Annotated in this window: 19 protein-coding genes; 5 read left to right on the forward strand and 14 right to left on the reverse strand. The window is 32.9% G+C overall.

Features of this window, described 5'->3' with window-relative positions:
- Positions 1 to 2: 2 nt before the first annotated feature.
- The 5 genes from hrcA to lepB (C4Q29_RS02760) form a co-directional block, all read right to left on the reverse strand.
- Positions 3 to 1,022, reverse strand: a complete 1,020-nt coding sequence (gene hrcA, locus C4Q29_RS02740) for a heat-inducible transcriptional repressor HrcA (RefSeq protein ID WP_103981302.1) — start codon at positions 1,020 to 1,022, stop codon at positions 3 to 5.
- Positions 1,023 to 1,182: 160 nt separating this feature from the next.
- Complete coding sequence (locus C4Q29_RS02745; RefSeq protein WP_103981303.1) at positions 1,183 to 2,304, reverse strand: coproporphyrinogen-III oxidase family protein; 1,122 nt, start codon at positions 2,302 to 2,304, stop codon at positions 1,183 to 1,185.
- A gap of 12 nt (positions 2,305 to 2,316) precedes the next feature.
- The gene (lepA, locus tag C4Q29_RS02750) at positions 2,317 to 4,128 is read right to left on the reverse strand and encodes a translation elongation factor 4 (RefSeq protein WP_103981304.1); all 1,812 of its coding nucleotides are present in this window, start codon (positions 4,126 to 4,128) and stop codon (positions 2,317 to 2,319) included.
- Positions 4,129 to 4,151: 23 nt separating this feature from the next.
- The gene (lepB, locus tag C4Q29_RS02755) at positions 4,152 to 4,694 is read right to left on the reverse strand and encodes a signal peptidase I (protein WP_103981305.1); all 543 of its coding nucleotides are present in this window, start codon (positions 4,692 to 4,694) and stop codon (positions 4,152 to 4,154) included.
- A complete protein-coding gene (lepB, locus tag C4Q29_RS02760; protein WP_103981306.1) occupies positions 4,694 to 5,260 on the reverse strand; it encodes a signal peptidase I in 567 nt (188 codons plus the stop codon). Before lepB (C4Q29_RS02760) ends, lepB (C4Q29_RS02755) begins: the two co-directional genes overlap by 1 nt.
- 164 nt (positions 5,261 to 5,424) lie before the next feature.
- Between lepB (C4Q29_RS02760) and rpsT the strand changes: the two genes are divergently transcribed.
- Positions 5,425 to 5,691 (forward strand): 30S ribosomal protein S20, encoded by a 267-nt coding sequence (gene rpsT / locus C4Q29_RS02765; protein WP_103981307.1) that lies wholly within the window; start codon positions 5,425 to 5,427, stop codon positions 5,689 to 5,691.
- A 129-nt stretch (positions 5,692 to 5,820) separates the two neighbouring features.
- On the opposite strand, the gene C4Q29_RS02770 is transcribed toward rpsT, so the two are convergent.
- The 3 genes from C4Q29_RS02770 to holA form a co-directional block, all read right to left on the reverse strand.
- Entirely contained in the window at positions 5,821 to 7,176 is a 1,356-nt protein-coding gene (locus C4Q29_RS02770) for an NCS2 family permease (protein WP_103981308.1), read from the reverse strand.
- Positions 7,177 to 7,318: 142 nt separating this feature from the next.
- A complete protein-coding gene (gene purR / locus C4Q29_RS02775; RefSeq protein WP_103981309.1) occupies positions 7,319 to 8,125 on the reverse strand; it encodes a pur operon repressor in 807 nt (268 codons plus the stop codon).
- Between the two features lie 143 nt (positions 8,126 to 8,268).
- Complete coding sequence (gene holA, locus C4Q29_RS02780) at positions 8,269 to 9,294, reverse strand: DNA polymerase III subunit delta (RefSeq protein WP_103981310.1); 1,026 nt, start codon at positions 9,292 to 9,294, stop codon at positions 8,269 to 8,271.
- A 300-nt stretch (positions 9,295 to 9,594) separates the two neighbouring features.
- On the opposite strand from holA, the gene C4Q29_RS02785 reads away from it, so the two are divergent.
- The 4 genes from C4Q29_RS02785 (at position 9,595) to C4Q29_RS02800 (ending at position 14,631) form a co-directional block, all read left to right on the forward strand.
- A complete protein-coding gene (locus C4Q29_RS02785; protein WP_103981311.1) occupies positions 9,595 to 11,133 on the forward strand; it encodes an ABC transporter ATP-binding protein in 1,539 nt (512 codons plus the stop codon).
- Positions 11,126 to 12,286, forward strand: coding sequence for an ABC transporter permease (locus tag C4Q29_RS02790; RefSeq protein ID WP_103981312.1), 1,161 nt, complete (start codon positions 11,126 to 11,128; stop codon positions 12,284 to 12,286). Before C4Q29_RS02785 ends, C4Q29_RS02790 begins: the two co-directional genes overlap by 8 nt.
- Positions 12,286 to 13,242, forward strand: a complete 957-nt coding sequence (locus C4Q29_RS02795) for an ABC transporter permease (RefSeq protein WP_103981313.1) — start codon at positions 12,286 to 12,288, stop codon at positions 13,240 to 13,242. The genes C4Q29_RS02790 and C4Q29_RS02795 overlap by 1 nt, the downstream gene beginning before the upstream one ends.
- Positions 13,243 to 13,467: 225 nt before the next feature.
- Positions 13,468 to 14,631: a BMP family lipoprotein gene (locus C4Q29_RS02800; RefSeq protein WP_159459193.1), complete on the forward strand. Its 1,164-nt coding sequence runs from the start codon at positions 13,468 to 13,470 to the stop codon at positions 14,629 to 14,631.
- Between the two features lie 92 nt (positions 14,632 to 14,723).
- On the opposite strand, the gene atpC is transcribed toward C4Q29_RS02800, so the two are convergent.
- From atpC to atpF, 6 genes are read right to left on the reverse strand one after another with little or no spacing between them, the layout of a single operon-like run.
- Positions 14,724 to 15,122, reverse strand: coding sequence for an ATP synthase F1 subunit epsilon (atpC, locus tag C4Q29_RS02805; RefSeq protein ID WP_103981315.1), 399 nt, complete (start codon positions 15,120 to 15,122; stop codon positions 14,724 to 14,726).
- A gap of 9 nt (positions 15,123 to 15,131) precedes the next feature.
- On the reverse strand, positions 15,132 to 16,532 hold the full coding sequence (atpD, locus tag C4Q29_RS02810; RefSeq protein ID WP_103981316.1) for a F0F1 ATP synthase subunit beta: 1,401 nt from the start codon (positions 16,530 to 16,532) through the stop codon (positions 15,132 to 15,134).
- 15 nt (positions 16,533 to 16,547) lie between these two features.
- Positions 16,548 to 17,414, reverse strand: coding sequence for an ATP synthase F1 subunit gamma (gene atpG, locus C4Q29_RS02815; RefSeq protein ID WP_103981317.1), 867 nt, complete (start codon positions 17,412 to 17,414; stop codon positions 16,548 to 16,550).
- Between the two features lie 12 nt (positions 17,415 to 17,426).
- The gene (atpA, locus tag C4Q29_RS02820; protein WP_103981318.1) at positions 17,427 to 18,929 is read right to left on the reverse strand and encodes a F0F1 ATP synthase subunit alpha; all 1,503 of its coding nucleotides are present in this window, start codon (positions 18,927 to 18,929) and stop codon (positions 17,427 to 17,429) included.
- The gene (atpH, locus tag C4Q29_RS02825; RefSeq protein WP_103981319.1) at positions 18,930 to 19,469 is read right to left on the reverse strand and encodes an ATP synthase F1 subunit delta; all 540 of its coding nucleotides are present in this window, start codon (positions 19,467 to 19,469) and stop codon (positions 18,930 to 18,932) included. It lies immediately after the preceding gene.
- On the reverse strand, positions 19,462 to 19,968 hold the full coding sequence (gene atpF, locus C4Q29_RS02830) for a F0F1 ATP synthase subunit B (RefSeq protein ID WP_103981320.1): 507 nt from the start codon (positions 19,966 to 19,968) through the stop codon (positions 19,462 to 19,464). Before atpF ends, atpH begins: the two co-directional genes overlap by 8 nt.
- Positions 19,969 to 19,977 lie beyond the last annotated feature (9 nt).

Genomic DNA, 19,977 nt, shown 5'->3' on the forward strand with positions numbered 1-19,977 from the left:
AGCTACCTTCTTTCTATATGTCCGTTTATATACCTATTTATTAGGGTTAAATCTGCTAAGACCTTATCATAAGTCATACTATTAGGTCCCAAGACACCAATTTTACCTCTGACTCCTTTACTATTTGAAAAAGTCATGGTAATTATAGAAAATTCTTTGAATTCTTCTATACCTATCTCTTCACCTATGTAAACTTGAAGATCTGAATCCATATTTGCTGATAATATTTCCATCAAGGAATTGTCTGTTTTTAGATAATTTATTAAATCTAAATTATTTTCTACACTATCCTTGTTATAGCTATAAATATTATCAAGACCTTCATATAAAACCTTATCTTCAGAATGGAAGCTTGTAGTTTTTTCTATAACTGGAATGATTTCATCTAAAACTGTATGTTGTCTTCTTAAGACTTCATAAGTTGTAGAATGTAATTCTTCCAAAATTTCGCTTCTCTTTTTATTTATAAGACTTGAATTTAACAGACTATTTACTAAGTCTAAAGTATGTCTGTCAATCGGTTGCTTTAATCTAATACTATCTGAAATAACTTCCTTAGAATTATATATGTAAATAATCACTAATTCTCTAGGACTCAAATATACTATATTGATATATTTCAAATATACATCTTTCATCTCCGGTAAAAGAGCCAAAGCTGTATATCCACTTATATTAGCTAACATCTTGATAGCATTTCCTATAATAGTATCTAAAGCTTCTGATTGACTCATAGCAGACATATTATAAATACTTACTGGTCTATGTTTTATAGGTATTTTATTTGTAAGAATCGCATCAACATATTGTCTGTATGCTTCATTTGAAGGTATACGACCTGACGATGTATGCAATTTTTCCAAATAACCTAATTCTTCTAAGTCGGCCATCTCGTTTCTAATAGTCGCTGCCGAAACTCCAATTTCTGGTAGTTTTGACAAAGCCCTAGAACCGACCGGCTCTTTAGAGTCTATATATGACTTTATAATTGTATTTAATATTTTTATTTTTCTTTCATCCATATATATCCTCCTTTATCACTCTTCTATCTCAAGTGCTAATACTAGTATAGAGTATCTTTTAGCACTTGTCAAGTCTAAGTGCTATTTTTTTTTATTTTTAAAATAAAAAGCGATTAAACACTGATAATATCATACTTTATCAGATTTAACCGCTCTAAAATTATATTATATTTGTATAAAATTCGTTGGAATAGTACAAGCCTTCGTCTGTAAATTTAATTATATCACCCGATATTTCTATAAGATTTTCTTCCAAATATTTCTTTATTATATCCTTATATTTTTCTTTAAAATCTATAGCAAACCTATTTTTGAATTCTTTTAAATCCAAACCTTCATTCATAGTCATCTTGTTAATTATATAGTAGACAGACTTTTCTTCGCCAGTCAATAACTCTTTTACCTGATAGGCTAATTCATTTAATCTAAGTTTTCTAAAATAATCTTCAAATTCAAAAGAGTTTGTATACAAAACATTATCAATAAATCCACTTGCTCCCATACCTATACCTAGGTATTCATCAAGGTTCCAATACTTTTTGTTGTGATAAGACTGGTATCCTTTTTTACAATAATGGTTTAATTCATAATGCTCATATCCTATAGCAAGTAATTTCTTTGATATAAACTCTGCACTTTCTTCTACATTTATACCAGGCACCTCTATTTTTGATTCCATATTATCTTCTGTTAATATGATATCCTCTTCGGACTTAGCCGAATAAAAAGAAACATGCGGTACTTGTAACTTATTGATATAGGAAATATCAGTTTCAATATCTTTAAAAGTTTCTTCTGGATAAGCAAAAAACATATCCATATTTATGTTTTGTATCTTAAATCTTCTAATCACTTTAATAATATGAATGATATCTTCCTTACTATGAAGCAAATCTAAATTATCCAGACCTTTTTGTAAAAAAGTAAAGGCTTTTATAGAAAATCTATTTATACCATGCTCAACATATCGTTGTATTCTGATTTCTGGTATTTGCGGATCTACTTCTATAGTCTTTTCACATTCTGGTCTTACATTATATTTCTCATAAATATAGTCCAGTAAATCAGTGATATAATCTGTGTTTACAGAAGATGGGTCACCACCTCCTAGGTAGATAGAGTCAATAAGGTAGTCATCTTTCATCCTTAAATCTAACTCTTTTCTCAAGTACTTGAAATAATCTCTTATATAAAAATCTTTATTAAAATAGGATAAAACAGCCCTATGGTTGTGTTTATATATCCTGAATGGTATATGAATGTATAAACCAATATTTTTCATCTAATCTTCCTATTATTCACCTTCGTCATATTTCAATACAGCTAAGAATGCATCTTGTGGCACTTGAACCCTACCAACAGACCTCATACGTTTCTTACCTTCTTTTTGTTTTTCAAGAAGCTTTCTCTTTCTAGAAATATCACCACCATAACATTTAGCAATAACGTCTTTTCTATTTGCAGAAACTGTTTCTCTAGCTATTATCTTAGCACCAATAGCCGCTTGAATAGGTATAGAGAACATATGCTTTGGTATTTCTTCTTTTAACTTGCTTGAAATTTTTCTTCCTCTTTCATAGGCCTTATCTTCATGAACTATTAATGATAAGGCGTCTACAGGTTCTCCATTTAATAATATATCTAACCTTACAAGGTCTGACCTTTGATACTTGTAGAAGTCGTAATCTAAGGATGCATATCCCCTAGTTTTTGATTTTAAAGCATCAAAGAAGTCATATATCACCTCGTTTAGAGGAAGAATATATTTTATTTGAACCAAGTTTTTATCTAGGTATTCCATAGTTTCGAATACCCCTCTTTTTTCTTGGCATAATTCCATAACTTGACCAATATAGGCTTCCGGAGTCATGATAGAAGCTTTTACTAAAGGTTCTTCTACGTAGTCTATCAGAGTTTGGTCTGGATAATCAGTTGGGTTTTGAACCTCTATCACCTTACCATCCTTCAAATGTATCCTATATATAACTGAAGGAGCGGTTGCTATAATATCTAAACCAAATTCTCTATCTAATCTTTCTTGAATGATTTCCATGTGTAATAGACCTAGGAAACCAGTTCTAAAACCGTAACCTAGGGCTGCAGATGTTTCCGGTTCAAATTCTAAGGCAGCATCATTAACCTTAAGTTTTTCTAATGCATCCCTTATATCATTGTAAGATTCACCCTCTGCTGGGTATAATCCTGAATAAACCATTGGCAAGGCTTTTTGATAACCTGGTAGTGGCTCTGCTGCAGGATTGTCGACAGAAGTAATGGTATCACCAACTCTTGCTTGCTTGATATCCTTGATTGAAGCAACTACATAGCCTACATCACCAGCGGTTATTTCATCAGTTTTAAATTCACCTCTCATGGAATAACCCACTTCAGTAACTTCAAACTTAGAACCTGTTGACATCATCTTTATTTCTTGCCCAGGATATATTTTCCCTTCTTTTACTCTTACATACATTACAACTCCTCTATATGTGTCGTAGTAGGAGTCAAAGATTAGAGCCTGAAGAGGATTGTCATCCCTACCTTTAGGAGCAGGGATTTCTTTTACTATAGCCTCTAAAACATCTCTAATATTTATACCTTCTTTAGCAGAAATAGCAGGTGCTTCACTAGCTTCTAAAGCTAATACATCTTCGATTTCCATCCTAATTTCATCTACTCTTGCTGAAGGTAGGTCAATCTTATTTATAACTGGTACTATTTCCAAGTTTTGATTCATAGCTAAATATGTGTTTGCAAGGGTTTGAGCCTCAATACCCTGACTTGCATCTACTATCAATAAGGCACCCTCACAAGCAGCTAAAGACCTAGATACCTCATAGTTAAAGTCAACGTGCCCTGGAGTATCTATAAGATTTAGCATGTATCTTTCACCATCTAAGGCATCGTAAAATATTTTTACAGCCTTTAATTTAATTGTAATTCCTCTTTCCTTTTCAAGATCCATACTATCCAATAGCCTGTCACTCATCTCCCTTTGGGTTACAGAGCCAGTTTCTTCAATCAACCTATCAGCTAGGGTTGATTTCCCATGGTCTATATGGGCAATTATTGAAAAATTTCTTATATTTTCTTTTTTAATATCCATAATCACCTTTCAAAAAATACTTATCATTTTAACTTTCTTATAACCTTACCTTCTATAGATTCAATTTTTACCGGTCCAAAAGCTCTTGAATCTACAGATGTATTTTTATATCTATTATCACCTAAGGCAAAGAACTCATCATCTTTCAAAATCCACTTATTTTTATCGTAGGCTTGTGTAGCATCACCTCTTGTATAATCTTCAGTCTTTTCTATACCATTTATAATAAGTCTACTATTTACAATTTCAACTACATCTCCTGGTAAAGCTACAACTCTTTTTAAGTAATATTTTTTATCACCAACTCTAAAATAGATTAAATCATCTACATTAATATTGTCTTTACTTATACCAATCTTTTTCACTAATAACCTGTCACCATCAAAAAGAGTCCTTTGCATAGAATCTCCGTCAATAGTCACAACTGTAAATAAAAAGGAATTTATAAGCATTACTATAAATATAGCTAGTAGGAATAAAAAAATTATTAGCTTAAGCATATTTCTATTTTTTTGCTTTTGCCTATTCTTCCTATGCCTTAACTTTCTTTCTACACTTCTTTCCACTATTTTAACACTCCGAAACTATTTAATGGAAAATATCTAAATCTAACAGTTCCTTTTATTGAATTCACATGTACAGGTCCAAAAACTCTGGAATCAGTGGATCCACCAGGCTGTCTATTGTCTCCTAGTACAAAATATTCATCTTCATTTAATTTCCATTCAAAACCATTAATGGTATCTGTATAATCTCCGGTGATATAGTCTTCTTCATAGAGTTCGCCATTGATATAGACCTTTCCATCTATGATTTGAATGTTTTCACCAGGCAAGCCGATAATCCTCTTAACATAGTCTTGATTCTTATCATATCTTAAAACTACTATATTACCTCTTTTTAATGGACTTACCTTCATGGATATTTTATTAAGAATAATCCTATCATCATTTTCAAGAGTATGAATCATAGATTCCCCTTGGACCCTTGTAGGTTGAAATAGAAAAACTCTAATTATAAGAGCTATTACAACCGCTATTAAAATCGACTTAGTCCATTCCCATACAGGATTTGGTTTTTTATTTATCTGTTCTAAACTTTCTTCAATAAGTATTTCACTATCTCTGTTCATGTTTTTGTCCTATCTTTCGTAATTTTCTTATTTTTTCATTAATAAACTCATTATAACATTTTTAAGATTATTTTTATAGACAGCTTTTATTTTTTCTTGCTTTTTAAAAAGTCTTCTGATATACTTAATGATGTTATTTAAGACTATTTTATAGGAGGTATGCAATGGCAAATATTAAGTCAGCTATTAAAAGAATAGATGTTACTAAAAGACAAACAGCTGAAAACAAATCAAAGAAAAGCGAATTAAAAACATTAGTAAAGAAATTTGATAAGGCTGTTGAAGAAGAAAGACTAGAAGATGCACAAGAATTATTAAAAACTTTAGATAAGAAGCTAAAGAAAGCTGTATCTAAAAATGTAATTCATGAAAACAAAGCTTCAAGAGATTTAAGCAAATTAGCAAGCAAATTAAACAAAGCTCAAGCTTAGTAAATATAGCTAGAAATCTAAACCCTCCATCCAGAATCTGGAAGGAGGGTTTTTTCATGAAATAAAACCATACAAATAAAAAACATCTGCTGGTTAATATACCCAACAGATGTTTTAAAATTTAATATTTTATAAAATAGCTAATAAGACAAAGTTTAATATAAATAATCCTGCAACTATCCAGATAATTGGATGAGTTTCTCTTGCCTTACCTCTTACTGTTTGTACTAAACAGTGGAATATAAAACCTGTAGCTACACCATATGAAATACTATATGACAAGGCCATAAATACAGCTGCAAAAAATGCTGGTATTGCTTGATCAATATCATCCCATTTGATATCAGCAAACGAAGCAATCATCAAGAATCCAACTATAATCAAAGCTGGTGCAGTTGCTTGATTTGGAATAGCTGAAATATATTTTGCGAAAAATGCACTCAATACAAAGCAGATTGAAGTTACTACTGAAGTAAGGCCAGTTCTTCCACCTGCCCCTATTCCTGCTGCTGACTCAACATAGGTAGTTGTATTTGATGTACCAAATACAGCACCTATTGATGTAGCTGTAGCATCGGCAAATAGTGCCTTGTCCATTTTCGAGGAGAAACCTGGATTGTTTTCTAAGGCTCTAGTATCTTCTTCTGAGAATATTCCTGTTCTTATACCTGTACCTATAAAAGTACCAATAGTATCAAATGTATCAGACATTGAAAATGCAAATATAGTAATAAGTACTAAAGGTAATTTTGTTAGATCTGTAAATAATGAAGAAAGTCCTTCACTTGTAAAAATCACCCCAAAGGTTTGTGGTAATTGTGATAAGGCTTCACTAAATCCCATTGAATTTGCAGTTGTCGTTACTCCAAAAGGTATTCCTATAAGAGCTGTCAGTATAATTCCTATAAAAATACTTCCTTTCACATTTAATAAATACAATATAACTGTTACAAATAATCCAATTAAAAATACATATAAGCCTGAATTATTGATGGTAGATAAGGCTGGCACACCTGATTCAAAATTTATAAGTCCAACTTTTAAAAATCCTAGATAGGCTATAAAAATACCAATACCACCACCAATTGCATTTTGTAAATATTTAGGAATGGCTGTTATAATCACCTTCCTTACTTTTGTAACTGTAATTAAAATATTGATAATTCCACAAATAAATACCATTGACAAGGCTTGTTGCCAAGTAAATCCTAATTGGAAACATACAGTATATACAAAGAATGCATTTAGTCCCATTCCTGGAGCTTGGGCATAAGGAACATTCGCAACCAAGGCCATTACTAGGGTTCCGATTACGGACGCTATAATTGTAGATAAGAATACAGCACCCCATGGCATACCCGACTCTGCCAACATAGTTGGATTAACTATGATTATATATGACATGGCAAAGAATGTTGTAATTCCAGCAATAATTTCCTTAGAGATATTAGTATTATTCTCCTTTAGTTTAAAAAACTTTTCCATAAATCCCTCCAAATAAATTTTAATGATATTGAAGTAATATCATTAATCAATAAAAATTATATAATAAACACGAACTATAATCAATTATATTTTATAATAGTTCGTGTTTCACTTGGATTTATTTAATTATTTTAATTTAATACTAAATTGTACCTGCTTTTAAGACTAATTTTCCGCTATCAATGTCCATCGATTCTATCTGGATTAGTGATTTTGTATGTATTTTTTGTACAAGTCCCTTGTCCTTGTATTCGCATAAGACATAAGCTGCAAGAGTTTCTGATTCAAATATTTCAACAAGTGAAGCCAGTCCATTGATAGAGCCTCCACCCCTAAAGAAATCATCTACTATTAACACCTTAGAACCAGATTTTATACTATCTCTACCAACTTCCATATTTTTAACTAGGTTAGGACTTGACTGAGACCTATATTTCACCGAAACAGTTGAACCCTCAGTAATTTTAGATTCTTTTCTCGCAATCACAATAGGAATCCCCAGTTCATAGGCTATAGCTTGAGCTAGACTTATGCCTTTTGTAGCAATCGTAAGAACATAGTCAATTTCATCAAATTTATGCCTGCTAGCTATTATTCGCCCTATTTTCTTCAAATAAACAGGATTTGTAATTATATCTGATAGATAAAAATAGCCCCCAGGAAGAATTCTATTTGGATCATTTAATTCTTTTATTAGCTCTTCTAAATATATTTTTTCCTCTTCTTTGGAAATATCTGTTATATATCTAACTCCTCCATTTACCCCAGAAACCGTCTCAATTATACCTGTTTTGTTTAAGTCGAAGGTTTCTTTTATGATAGCAATGTCTTCACTTATAGAAGACTTCGCACAATTAAATCTTTGGGTAAATTCCCCGAGAGGAATTATCTTATTTGGATTATTTAATAAAGTTCTTGTTATTTCAACTATTCTTACGCTTCTTTTCATTTTATCTACCTCTTTTACGAATATTAAATATATTATAGATGAATTGTTCGTGTTTTTCTAGTTTTTATTAAATTTACCTTTATTCTTATTCATATCAATCATACATAGAAACAAAAAACAAGCTCCTACTTGAGAGCTTGTTCTTAGGCTATACAAAATTCTAATATTATTCTAGTGATTATCTCATCCATGGTTCTTTTTGAGGCCTTTCTCATCTCTTCACCTTCATAACAAAGATGGTGGATTTTTAATAAATCATCCATTTCAAATCTTCTTACAAATCTTTGGAGTTTTCCATATTCGTAATTTCCAAGTCCACAATATGACTGACCTGTTTGCATGTTAATTCTTTTTTGTTCACAATCCTTTACACAAATCATATTTCTTATTTGTCTAATGATCATGAAATATATCATGACCTTGTCTTCACCATCCATGGTTTTATAGGCTGATAAAGCTTTTACCGGATCTTTAGCAGACATATAATCAAGCAAACCAAAGATTTTTTCTTCAAAGCTATCTATGATAGATTCTTCTATTTCATCATAAGAAGGCTGGCTTGACTTAATATTATTAGCCAATTTGTTTAATTCGTTTTCAACCTCAAATAAATTTTTACTTGCATCCCTATCAAGATATCTAAGCCTATCAACTATCAAACTTGTTGACCTAAAATCTAACTTTACACCTTTTGATAAAAAGTATTTTTGAACAAACGAAGTAAATTTATTTTTATCTAACCTTGTGAATGTATAAAGATCACCATGTTTGATAAGATTTTTCACAAATTTTCCTTTAAATAACTTGTCTCCCCTATATATAAATAAGATATAGGTTGAGGAATTAAATTTTTCAAATTTTTCACTTATAAAATCTAATATAGTTTCATTCTTTTTTAAAGAATCTTTGTTTATATCAAAATCTTCAATTACTATAAGTCTTTTATCAGACATAAAAGGTAGGGTTTCAACACTAGTATCAAATATATCTCCGTCTAAATCAGAAAAATTAATTTTTTCATAATTGAAATCAATAAAATCTTCCCCTAAAAAATCCTTGATTAAGACTTTGTTTGCCAAGTCCATAAAATATGGTTCATCTACATGTATTAAATTTATATTTTTCAATTTGTTACTGTCTATGTTTTTTAATAAGTCTATGTAATCCATTTTTACCTCTATACTTATTTTAGCATATAAATTTCTATATTTTACATTATATATAGATCAGCTCTATTTATACGACAAGATACAAATGTTAATATTTTTTAATTTTTAAATTGTTTTCATATTTCAAATCGTCGCTGATTTTAGGGCTTAGATTATGTTCAAGTAAAAATCCTTTGAAAGCGTTGGCCTTTTTTTATAAAGAATGCATTTCTGGTTAGATATTTAGCTATTTTTTGTGGTATACTCATTTTGTATAGAATGCACTTTTTTACGTGCAACAGATAATTCACGGAGGATGAAATGACTAAAAAAGTTATTGAAATGCTCGATATCACAAAAACCTTCCCGGGGGTTGTAGCTAACGAAGATGTTACAATCAACCTACATGAAGGGGAAATTTTAGCTTTATTAGGAGAAAATGGAGCTGGTAAGTCTACACTTATGTCCATTTTGTTCGGATTATATGAGCCTGATTCAGGTACAATCCGTGTTAAGGGTAAAGAGGTAGATATTACCGACCCAAATGAAGCTACAAAATATGGTATCGGCATGGTGCACCAACACTTTAAATTGGTACAAAATTTTACAGTTCTAGAAAACATTGTCCTAGGTGCAGAAACAACCAAGGGTGGTGTATTACAAATGAAAGAAGCTCGTAAGAGAGCTATGGAAATATCTGACAGGTATAATTTCAACATAGATCCAGATGCTTTAATCGAAGATATAACTGTTGGTATGCAACAAAGAGTTGAAATCATCAAGATGCTTTATAGGGACAATGATATTTTAATATTTGACGAACCTACCGCAGTTTTAACACCACAAGAAATCACAGAGTTACTTCAAATAATGAAAAAACTTGTTGCTGAAGGTAAATCAATCATATTTATCACCCACAAGTTAAATGAAATAAAGGAAGTAGCTGATACCGTTACAGTACTTAGAAAAGGTAGATTAATCGGTACAGTTCCTGTTTCTTCAGTTTCAGTTGAAGAAATGTCAGAAATGATGGTTGGACGTAAGGTTGATTTAAATTTTGAACTTGGTACTCCTAAATTAGGCGATAGAGTTCTTAAAGTAAGAGACTTGACAATCGACCATACTTTAGCTGGCCAAAAAGAACTAAAGGGTCTTAACTTTGATGTAAGAGCTGGAGAAATTGTATGTATAGCCGGTATAGACGGAAATGGTCAATCAGAATTAGTTGAATCACTTTCAGGACTTATCGACAATTACACAGGTACAATCGAATTAAATAATGAAGATATTTCAAAGAAAAATATAAGATTTAGAAACACTCATGGTTTATCCCATATACCAGAAGACAGACACAAACATGGTTTAATCTTAGATTATGACCTACAAAAAAACATGGTATTACAACAATACTTCGAACCATCCTTCCAAAATGGTGGATTTATCAAGTTTGATGAAGTTAGAAATTATTCAAAAGTATTGATTGACCAATATGATGTTAGAGCAGGTAAGGGACCAGATACAATCACTCGTTCAATGTCTGGTGGTAACCAACAAAAGGCTATAGTAGCTAGAGAAATCGAAAGACCTCATGACCTACTTATAGCTGTACAACCAACTCGTGGTTTAGACGTTGGTGCTATAGAATATATCCATAGCAGACTTATAGATGATAGAAATAACGGAAAAGGTGTTTTACTAGTATCATTTGAACTAAGTGAAGTGCTAGGTATTTCCGATAGAATCTTAGTTATGTATGAGGGTGAAATCGTTGCTGAAGTTACCCCAAGTACAACTACAGAACAAGAACTAGGTCTTTATATGTCTGGTGCAAAGCGTATGGAGGTTAAAGTAAATGACTAATAAACATAAAAAAGGAGCCGGTATATTTAGAGCCGCTGCCCCTTCAATAATAGCAGTATTAATAGGTTTAGTTGTTGGTGTTATAGTAATAGTTGCAACTAACCCAGGACAAGCAGCAAATGCTATACCTAAATTTTTCCAAGGACCATTTACACGTGGTTTAACTGGTTTTGGTGACTTGCTTTACCATATGACTCCACTGTTATTTACCGGTTTATCAGTAGCCTTCGGTTACCAAACTGGACTATTTAACATTGGTGCTTCTGGTCAATTCCTAGTTGGTGGATTTTTAGCAATCCTAGTATCAGCTAAATTAGAAGCAAGTGTAAGTCCAAGTGTTTTATGGATAGTTGCTTTCTTAGTTGCTGGTATAGGTGGAGCTTTAATGGGTGCCATAGTAGGTGCCTTAAAGGCTTATAGAAATGTTAACGAAGTTATCACATCTATCATGCTTAACTATTCATCCATGTATTTAGTTAACTATTTAATTAAAAGATTAGGTCTATATAACCAATTACACAACAATACAGTGTCGATTGAAACGCATATACCTAAGATGGGCTTAGATAAAATTTTCCCTGGAACAATTTCTGGTGGTGGATTTATCCTAGGAGTAATAGCAGTTATTATTATCTATATTATCTTAAAGAAAACTACCTTTGGTTATGAATTAAAGGGAGTTGGATTAAACAGACATGCAGCTAAATATGCTGGTGTTAACGAAAATAAAGCTATAGTGTTATCAATGGCAATTGCTGGTGCCCTTGCTGGTTTTGGTGGAGCTTCCCTATACTTATCAGGAGCTGGTAACCACTTGACTGTACAAGAAGTTATACCTGCTGAGGGATTTGACGGTATAGCAATCGCCCTCTTAGGATTAAATGAACCTATTGGTGTATTCTTATCAACAGCACTTATTTCCTATCTAAAGATGGGTGGCCAAGCAATTCAAACATATGGTTATGCACCTGAATTAATCACAATGGTTATTTCATTTATACTATATGTATCAGCCTTGTCTGTATTATTTAGGCAATTATTAAGTAAAAAAAATAAAGATGAAGGTTCAAATATCAACGCAGAAACAATAGAAAATACAACTGCCCCAAATATCGATAATACCGATGAACTAGTGGAAGGAGGAGATAAATAATGAACGCTTTATATTTCTTATTACAACAAACAATGTACTTCTCAATTCCCCTATTGATAGTTGCCCTAGCAGCTATGTTCTCAGAAAGATCTGGGGTAATCAACATTGGACTTGAAGGTATCATGATAATGGGCGCCTTTGCAGGTACCATTTACCTACACTTTTCAGGAGGAGAAACTGGAAATACGCAATTCAACTTATTTATAGCAATGATTCTAGCTATCGTAGCTGGTATTATATATTCAGCCCTACATGCTTTTGCATCTGTAAATATGTTAGCTGACCAAACAATTTCTGGTACAGCCTTAAATATGTTTGCTCCAGCCTTCTCGATTTTTATAGCAAGATCAATGGTTGGTATCCAACAAATTGCTTTTACAGGTGCATTTAGAATAGATAAAGTTCCAGTATTAGGTGACCTTCCATTTATTGGACCGATACTTTTCCAAAACGCTTATATTACTACTTATATAGGATTCGCTATCTTAATAATAGCTTCATTTGTAATCTATAAGACTGCATTCGGACTAAGGTTAAGATCAGCGGGTGAATTCCCTCAAGCAACTGATGCAGCCGGTGTATCTGTTAAAGGTATCAGATGGTCAGGTGTTCTAATCTCCGGAGCCTTAGGTGGACTTGGTGGATTAGTTTACATTATACCAATATCAACAGAATTTAACGCTTCAGTAGCCGGTTACGGATTCCTAGCTATAGCTGTATTGATATTTGGTCAATGGAAGCCAGGCTATATAGCCTTAGCAGCCTTCTTCTTCGGTTTATTAAAAGCCATATCAGCTGCTTATACAGGTATTCCATTCCTAGCAAATCTAAACATACCTCAAGTTGTATACCAAATAATGCCTTATATAATAACAATACTTGCATTAGTATTTACATCTAAGAAGTCAGCAGCTCCATCTGCTGCAGGTGTGCCATTTGACAAGGGTAAGAGATAAAATTAAAATTTTAAGACCAAGATACTCATTTGTATCTTGGCCTTTTTTTTGTCTATTTCTTGGTATTTTTACAATTAAATATTCTTAATATCCCCTATGTAAACACTTACATTTAATGACAAAAAAAATTGCTTATGCTATAATATATAATGTAAAGAATCTTAGTAAACTAGGCAGAGATGCTTTATAAAACATTGTAATTTTCTAGGAGGAAAAAACATGAATATGAAGAGAGTTTTATCTCTATTATTGGCTTTAGTACTAGTATTATCATTAGTTGCATGTTCAAATGGTGGTAAGGAAACTGGTAAAGAAACTGTAAAAGAAACAGGTACAGAAACCGGTAAAGAAACTGGTGTAGAAGCAGGTAAAATGGAATTAGATGACAATTCATTATACCTAATCACAGACTTAGGTACAATCGATGACAAGTCATTTAACCAAGGTTCATTTGAAGGTTTAGAACAATTCGCTAAAGAAGCTGGCGTAAAAGCTAACTACTTAAGACCAGCTGGTGAAGGTAAACAAATTTATAAACAAGCTATTGATCAAGCTATAGCAGCTGGAGCAAAAATTGTTGTAACACCTGGTTACCTATTCGAGGAAGCTGTAGGTCAAGCTCAATCTGAACATCCAGAAATTAAGTTTATAGCAGTTGACTTTGAACCAAAAATAAGTAAGACAGAAGTAAAAATCGCTGAAAACACAACAGCTGTTTTATATAAAGAAGAACAATCAGGTTTCTTAGCAGGTTATGCAGCAGTTAAAGACGGTTACACAAAATTAGGTTTCATGGGTGGGGTAGCAGTACCAGCAGTTATTAAATTCGGATTTGGATTTATAGCAGGTGCTAACCACGCAGCAGAAGAATTAGGAATAAAAGTAGAAGTTAAATACAACTATACAGGTTCATTCGAAGCTAAACCAGAAATCCAAACAATGGCATCATCATGGTTCCAAGAAGGAACTGAAGTAATCTTCTCATGTGGTGGTGGTATTGGTTCATCAGTACTTAAAGCAGCACAAGATAACAAGGCTGTAATGATTGGTGTTGACGTAGACCAAAAAGACATGGGTCAAGAAGTTATCACATCAGCTATGAAGAACTTACAAGGTTCAGTATACCTAGCAACAAAAGAAGCTGTTGAAGGTCAATTCAAGGGTGGACAAGCTCAAGTTCACGGTGTTGAAACAGAAGGTGTTCAAATTTCTGAAGACTTCTCAAGATTCAAAACATTCACAAAAGAACAATACGATGAAATTTACAAGAAATTAGTTGATAATGTTGATGGTGTAACAGACAACATTCCTAACGATATTTCAAATGCAAACCCAGAATCATTTGCAGATAAGATGGGCGCAACAACAATTAAATATATCGAAAACTAATAAAATAAATTAATTACTAAGATTATAAAGCGTGTGGATAATCCACACGCTTTTTATATACTAAAAAAACTGGATATAAAATCCAGTTTTTTCTATAAATCTTTTATATTTAACCTATTGATAGCCTTTTTAAGTTCAAGTTCTGCCCTATCAAATGAAGAGGAATCTTTAGCTTCTTTAAGTCTTCTTTCAGCTTCTTCCTTGGCTCTGATAGCTCTCTCTTTATCTATCTCTTCTCTCCATTCAACGGCATCTGAGATTACGACTATCTCATTGTCTTTCATAGTTAGGTAACCACCAGCAATTGTAGCAAATCTAAAGTCTCCATCTTTCTTTATTTTTAAATAAGAAATTTGTAATGAAGCTACCATTGGTAGATGATTTTTTAATATAGCAAATTCACCTAATTCAGATTTCGCTATTAGCGTATCAATAGTATCGTTGTAAAATTCTCTATCGGGAGTAACAATTTTTAGTCTTAATTCATCCATTGTTACCTCCTATTTGTCTTTATTAGCTTTTGCCACCACATCTTCTATTGTTCCGCAGTATAGGAAGGCAGATTCTGGTATATCATCATGCTTACCATCTAAGATTTCTTCAAATCCTCTAATGGTTTCTTCCAAAGGAACATATTGTCCTTGGTAGCCGGTAAATACTTCAGCTACATGGAAGGGTTGTGATAAGAATCTTTGAATCTTCCTTGCCCTAGCAACTATAATCTTGTCTTCTTCTGACAATTCATCCATACCTAAAATGGATATAATATCTTGCAAGTCTTTATACTTTTGCAAGGTTTCTTGAACCCTTCTAGCTACATCATAGTGTTTCTTACCAACTGTATCTTCATTTAAGATTCTTGATGATGATTCCAAAGGATCTACAGCTGGGTAAATACCTAGCTCTGATATAGATCTGGATAAAACTGTTGTTGCATCTAAGTGGTTAAAGGTTGTAGCTGGAGCTGGGTCAGTCAAGTCGTCAGCTGGAACATATACAGCTTGTACTGATGTAATAGAACCATTTTTTGTTGATGTGATTCTTTCTTGTAATTGTCCCATTTCTGTTGCTAAAGTTGGTTGATAACCTACAGCTGAAGGCATACGTCCTAGTAAGGCAGAAACTTCTGATCCTGCTTGGGTAAATCTAAAGATGTTATCGATAAACAATAGAACATCCTTGTTTTGTTGGTCTCTGAAATGTTCAGCCATGGTCAAGCCTGTTAAAGCAACACGCATTCTAGCTCCTGGTGATTCGTTCATCTGTCCAAAAACTAGGGCTGTCTTGTCGATAACACCTGACTCTGTCATTTCATAGTACAAGTCATTACCTTCTCTAGTTCTTTCACCAACACCTGTAAATACTGAATATCCACCATGTTCTGTAGCAATGTTGTTTATTAACTCTTGTATAAGCACTGTCTTACCTACACCGGCACCACCGAATAGACCAACCTTACCACCCTTTGCGTATGGGCACATAAGGTCGATAACCTTTATACCAGTTTCAAATATTTCATTAGCTGGTTTTAAATCTTCAAATTCTGGAGCCTTGTTATGTATAGGTGCTCTTTCAGTACTTTCAGCTATTTCTTCTTTCTTATCAATTGTTTTACCTAAAACATTGAAGAGTCTACCAAGAGTTTGGTCACCTACAGGCACTGATATTGGTTTACCAGTATCTACGGCTTTGTCACCTCTTTGTAGTCCATCGGTTGATGTCATTGCAATACATCTTACAGTATCATCCCCTATATGTTGGGAAACTTCAGCTACTACCTCTAAATCATCTTTTTTGATAATTATAGAGTTTAGTAGTTTTGGCAAAGAACCTAAAGAAAATCTAATATCAAGCACCGGTCCTATAACTTGGACTACCTTACCTATATTTTCTTTTTCCATAACTTTCCTTTCTATCTAATTAAGAGCCTCTGCTCCACCAACAATTTCAGTAATTTCTTGAGTGATTGCTGCCTGTCTTGCTCTATTATATAGTAATTCTAATTCTTCAACTAATTCTTCTCCATTTGTTGTAGCCGATTCCATAGCATTTGATCTTGATGCTTGCTCGGATACGGCGGATTCTAAAATAGCTGAATAAACTGTTACATTAATATATTGTTTTATCATCCTTGTTAGTACAGAATGAGCTGAAGGCTCAAATTCATATTCTATATTTAATGAATCCTCTTCCTTTTCTTCATGATGGTCAAAACCAGAAGCAGGTAATAACTTTACTGTTTTAGGTTCAAAACTCATCATTGACTTAAATTCTGTATAAACAAGGTACACTTCATCAAATTCCTTATCTATAAAGGCTCTGGTGAAATATTCGCCCATTACTGCAGCATCTTCAGCCAAGGGTTCTTTGGATATATGTGAAAAGTCGATATTGGCTTTGATGCCATTTCTTCTAAACAATCCCAAAGATCTGATACCGGTAGTAAATACCTTGGTGTTTACTTCCGGATCACTTTGTATAGTCTTTAAAGCTTCTTTGACTACATTATTATTGTAGCCACCAGCTAGACCCTTGTCTGATGCTATAACTATAACAGCCCTATTTTTAACTGGTCTTTCTTCCATCAAGGCTGTAGTTTCACTAACAGATCCTAATATTTCATTGATATTTTGATAAACTGTATCAAAATAAGGCTTGGTATTTTCCAACCTGGTCCTTATTTTTCTTAACTTAGCAGAAGCAACTAATTGCATGGCATTAGTAATTTGCATAATGGAATCTACACTTTGGATTCTTCTTCTAATATCCTTTTGATTAGCCATTTATACCTCTTTCTAAGCAAATGTCTTCTTGTATTCTAAAATCGCTTCTTCTATTTCCTTTTTGATTTCGTCATCAAATTCTTCGCTTATAATTCTGTCTCTTAATTCATAGTGGCTATTTTGCATATATTCATGCAAACCTAGCTCGAATTCTTTTACCTTGTCAACAGCTATGTCATCTAGGTGACCTTCTGTTGCAGCATATAAGATAACAACTTGGTCTCTAACATCAACTGGTGAATCTTGAGCTTGCTTCATAACTTCCATCAATCTTTCACCTTTGTCTAGGGTTTTTTGAGTAGCTGGATCTAGTTCTGATCCAAATTGAGCGAAAGCTTCTAATTCTCTATATTGAGCTAGTTCAAGTTTGATACCACCTGATACTTTTTTCATCGGTTTCAATTGAGCAGAACCACCAACTCTAGATACTGATAGACCAGAGTTAACAGCAGGTCTTTGTCCTGCAAAGAATAATTCAGATTCTAAGAATATTTGCCCGTCAGTAATTGAAATTACGTTTGTAGGAATATATGCTGATATATCCCCATCTTGGGTCTCAATTATAGGTAGGGCTGTAATTGATCCACCACCTAATTCATCTGATAATTTAGCTGCTCTTTCTAGCAATCTTGAATGTAAGTAGAAAACATCACCTGGGTAAGCTTCACGTCCTGGTGGTCTTCTTAATAATAATGACATTTCTCTATAGGCAACAGCATGTTTTGACAAGTCATCATAAACTATTAAAACATCCTTGCCTTGGTGCATGAATTCTTCAGCCATAGCAACACCAGAATATGGTGCTATATATTGTAAAGGAGCTAATTTTGCTGCAGATTCAGATAAAACTATTGTGTAATCCATAGCGCCTTTTTCTTCGAATAGTTCCACTATTCCGGCTACTGTGGATTCTTTTTGTCCGATAGCTACATAAATACAAATAACATCTTGTCCCTTTTGGTTTAAAATGGTATCTGTAGCTATGGTTGTCTTACCTGTTTGTCTGTCACCAATGATTAATTCCCTTTGTCCCTTACCAATTGGTATCAAGGAGTCTATAGCCTTTATACCAGTTTGTAGAGGTTGGTTAACTGACTGTCTTTCAATAACTTCTGGAGCTGGTGATTCTATAGGTCTATACTTGTCTGTCTTTATAGGACCCTTACCATCTATTGGTTGGCCAAGAGCGTTTACTACCCTACCTATAAGGGCGTCACCTACTGGAACTTCAACGATTCTTCCAGTTCTCTTTACCTTAACTCCTTCTTTTAATTTTGAATCATCCCCTAGTAAAACAACACCTACATTGTTTTCTTCAAGGTTTAAAGCCATACCATAGGTTGAGCCTTCAAATTCTAATAGCTCACCTGCCATAGCATTTTCTAGTCCATGAACACGAGAAATACCATCACCAACTTCGATTATTGAACCTTCTTCAAAAATCTCAGTATCTTGATCATACTTATCAATCATTGATTTAATGACTGATGAGATCTCTTCTGGTTTTAATTTCATCTATTCACCTTCCTTTTTCAAGCGAGCCCTTAAGTTTTCAAGTCTATTCTTAACTGAATTTTCAATCCTGTTACCTTCAATGTAAATTGATACTCCACTTATTAGTGATTCATCAATTTCATTTGTTAGCTCTACTTGTTTTTTATATTTTTTCTCTAATGTATTAACCAAGTCATCCATATCAGAAGAATCAAGTTTACTTGCAGAATACACTATTCCTTCCATAATACCTTTTTCTTCCTTATATCTTTGGTTATAATCCCTAATTAAATCAATTAAAATCTCAAATCTAGACTTATCAACTAGTACATAAAGTAGGTTGATCACATCCTTGTCAAAACCATCAAACAACTTAGCAAGCAATTCTTTTTTATCATCCTTGCTTACATTTGGGTTTGAAATAATTTGATTTATTTCTTTATGTTCTTTTAAAATGTCTTCTATCTCTTTTAATTCTTGCCTATTTTGGTCTAGTTTGTTTTTTTCTTTAGATAGTTCGAAAAAAGCTTCTGAATAAACTTTAACAACTTTCTCATTCATAAGTTTTCTCCAAATCCGATATCAAGGACCTTACCATCTCCTTATCAGTATTTGTACTTGTTTTTTCTTTAAGCAATTTTTCTGTTGCTGAAAGAGCTATATCAACTATTTCATCATTCATAGATTTCATAGCTTTTTTCTTTTCATTTTCTAGTTTTATCATGCCCTTGTCGTATTCGTCTTGGGCAAGTTTTCTAGACTCTTCAACAGCCTTAGATTTTATATCTTCACCATAGGCTCTGGCCGAAGATATGATTTCTGAAGATTCCTTCCTTGCTTCTAAAATTTTAGCCTGGTAGTCTTCATTCATCTTTTCTAATTGCTTATCGGCTTCTTCTTTTGTTTTTACACCATCTTCGATGTAAGCTTTTCTTTTAGCCAATAACTCTTGTACAGGTTTAAAAAGAAAATGTCTAAGTACTAAAAATAGGATGGCAGTTGCCAAAAGGGTTTGACCCATATTGACAAAATCAGGGATTACATTAATTTTAATACCCATTTATCCCCC

Origin of the sequence: Helcococcus massiliensis, from assembly GCF_900258485.1 — a bacterium.
Classification (GTDB): domain Bacteria; phylum Bacillota; class Clostridia; order Tissierellales; family Peptoniphilaceae; genus Helcococcus; species Helcococcus massiliensis.